The 3057-nt window shown below is 63.4% G+C and carries 3 protein-coding genes; 1 reads left to right on the top strand and 2 read right to left on the bottom strand.

Going from position 1 to position 3057, the window contains the following annotated elements; genetic code table 11:
- The coding region (locus tag AC1DY5_RS49290; RefSeq protein ID WP_478121613.1) for a xanthine dehydrogenase family protein molybdopterin-binding subunit at nucleotides 1-1196 on the top strand (1196 nt) is incomplete at its 5' end.
- Nucleotides 1197-1322: 126 nt separating this feature from the next.
- Here the strand turns inward: AC1DY5_RS49290 and AC1DY5_RS49285 are convergent.
- Together AC1DY5_RS49285 and AC1DY5_RS49280 are read right to left on the bottom strand one after the other, a co-directional pair.
- On the bottom strand, nucleotides 1323-1835 hold the full coding sequence (locus tag AC1DY5_RS49285) for a MarR family winged helix-turn-helix transcriptional regulator (protein WP_478121612.1): 513 nt from the start codon (nucleotides 1833-1835) through the stop codon (nucleotides 1323-1325).
- 436 nt (nucleotides 1836-2271) lie between these two features.
- On the bottom strand, nucleotides 2272-2982 hold the full coding sequence (locus tag AC1DY5_RS49280; protein ID WP_478121611.1) for an ABC transporter ATP-binding protein: 711 nt from the start codon (nucleotides 2980-2982) through the stop codon (nucleotides 2272-2274).
- Nucleotides 2983-3057: the final 75 nt, after the last annotated feature.

Genomic DNA, 3057 nt, shown 5'->3' with positions numbered 1-3057 from the left:
GCGCACCGCGGCAACTGAAGGCCGAGTTCGTCTTCCCCTATCTGGCCCATGCGCCGATGGAGCCGCTGAACTGCACCGTGCAGACGGGGAACGGACGCGCCGAGCTGTGGGTCGGCACCCAGTGTCCAGGGCTGGACGCCGCGGCTGCCGCGAATGTGTTGGGCCTCAAACCCGAGCAGGTGACGATGCACGTGCAGACGGCTGGCGGTGGATTCGGCCGGCGTTTCGTCGGATCGAGCGACTATGTGGTCGAGGCCTGCAACATCGCGAAAGCCGCTCGGGCCGCCGGCCTCAACGTGCCGGTGCGCACGCTGTGGAGCCGCGAGGACGACATCAAGGGCGGCTACTACCGCCCCATGCATCTGCACCGCGCCCAGATCGGCTTTGACGAGCGTGGCAATGTGCTGGCATGGGATCACGTGATCGTCGGCCAATCCATCACCACCGGCACTGTGTTTGGCGAATTCCAGGTCAAGAATGGCATCGACGCCACGGCCACCGAGGGCATGCGCGATCCCTACCCCGTGCCCATGCGCCTGACGGTGCATCACCCGAAGGTCAACGTGCCGGTGCTGTGGTGGCGCAGCGTCGGCTCCACCCACACCGCCTACGTGATGGAGACCTTGCTTGACGAAATCGCCCGCAGCACGAAGCAAGACCCGGTGGCTTACCGCATGCGCCTGCTTGGCGACAAGCACCCGCGCCACCGTGCCGCGCTCCAGCTGGCGGTGGACAAGAGCGGCTATGGCAAGAAGCAACTACCCGCTGGCCGGGCCTGGGGTGTGGCCGTCCACGAGTCCTTCGACTCTGTGGTCGCCTATGTGGCTGAAGCCTCGCTGCGCGACGGCCAGCCGATGCTGGACCGAGTGACCGCCGGCGTGCACTGCAATCTGGCTGTGAATCCGCGCAGCGTGGAGGCGCAGGTGCAGGGCGCCGCGCTGATGGGTCTGTCCATGTGCTTGCCAGGAGCCGCCATCACACTGAAAGACGGCGAGGTCCAGCAGAGCAACTTCGGTGACTTTTCCGTTCCGAGGATCACCGACATGCCGCAGATCGCTGTGCATCTGGTCCCCAGCGCCGAGCCGCCGACTGGCATGGGCGAGCCCGGCCTGCCCCCGCTGGCGCCCGCCTTCGCCAACGCCATCGCGCGGCTGACAGGGAAGCCCATGCGTGAACTGCCGTTCAAGTTGGCGTGAGACTGGCTTAGAAGACGCCGACGACCTGACGTTCCTCTCGAATGCCCTCTCACCTGATCGACATACTAGGCGCGGCCCCACCCTCCCCTATCACTGCGAGCCGACGCACACCCATCGAAGTCCTGATCACGCGGCTTCGGAGGGTGTCAGATACCTCAGTAAGTTGTGCTTGATCGTCGCAAGCGCCGCGGCAGCCACTTCTAAGTCCCGTTCAGTGACCCCTTCGAGAATTTCCTGGTTCAGTTCCGCTTCGACGTTTCGCAATCGAGCGATCATGCGCTTGCTCGAYGGCTCCAGGAAGACGCGATTGATTCTCCTGTCGGCGGGATCAGCGACGCGCCGTATCAGTCCCGACTTCTGAAGTCGATCGATCAGCCCCCCGATCGCCACTTTGCCAAGGTCAAGTTCTTCCGCAAGGCGGGACTGCGTCATGCCATCCTCTCGGGATAGATAGGCCAGGACCCACCACTGGGATCGAGTTACGCCGAGTGGCTTCATAGAGCGATCAAACGCGCTGCGGCGCAACCGCGATACGTCATGAATGAGAAAGTTGAAGCGCATTTCCCATTCGAGACTACGGGGCACCGCCCTCACGTCGACAGCCTTTTCCGGATTTGGCTTGAGCCTGTTCTTAAGCATGTGCAAAGTCTACCAGCGATAGATCTTCCGACATCGTGACGGACCGGTGCGTCACCGCCGCGATATGCCTCTCGCCGCCCTTCCATGGCGCCGCGGCTGACCCCCATCGCTCGCGCAGGGAGCATCGACGACGCATGCCGACTTCGGCCTCCTTCCAGGCGAGCCGCGAGCGTTGGCCGATGCGATGCCAAATACATATGGGTACGAATCGCGAGGATCGGTTCGCACCTTGGCCTTGACGTGCACAGGCATCCGAAGCAGGTTCGACGTCGATTTGCCCCAGCGAGTCGGTCGAACCCACCGTAGATCCGACCACGATCCGGTTGGGCTTCGAAGAATAAGCTTGTGCGCAAGCGGCAGCACGATCGCGGCGCCAAATAGCCGCGCACTCAGCCCAAGAAGCATCGATCGAAATTTGCTTCTCTCCCGGTGCGGATCAGTGACCGCCAAGGTACGCCGCGCGCACGACGGGATCCTTGAGCAGCGCCGTACCTGTTCCTTCGAGCCGCACCACGCCCGTCTCCAGTACGTACGCTCGGTCCGAGGCGGCCAGCGCCYGATTCGCCATCTGCTCCACGAGCACGATCGTCATACCCGCATGATGAAGCTGACGGATGGAACGGAAGATCTCCGCCGTGATCTGGGGGGCAAGTCCGAGGGACGGCTCGTCCAACAGCAGCAAGCGGGGCTCGCTCATCAGGGCGCGAGACATCGCCAGCATCTGCTGTTCACCGCCAGACAGCGTCCCCGCCAACTGGTTCTGGCGCTCCTTCAGACGAGGAAAGCGCGCGAACTCGCGCTCGACGAGCGAATCCAGGTGCGCCTTGTCGTCGCGGCGCAAATAGCCTCCTAGCAAAAGATTGTCCCGTACGGTCTGGTCTGCGAACACCCCTCGGCCTTCGGGTGACAGCGCAATGCCCAACCGTACCCGTGCATGCACCGGCACGCGGCTGCAGTCGCTGCCCTCGAATAGAACGCGCCCCGCGGCGATCGGTTCAAGACCGGCGATCCCCTTGAGCAGGGTGCTCTTGCCCGCGCCGTTGGCGCCAATGATTGTCACGACCTCGCCAGCTTTCACATGTAGCGAGACTCCCCTCACCGCGCGGATCGCTCCGTAAGATACGTCCACGGTTTCGAGTTCAAGCATGTTGAACCTCCTTGGAAAGCGCTTCGATGGGCGGTTCGTCCGGCTCCTGATCCTCCTCGACGCCCAGGTAAGCGG

The organism is Variovorax sp. P4_D9, from assembly GCF_056401695.1.
This window is presented reverse-complemented; position numbering and strand designations above follow the sequence as displayed.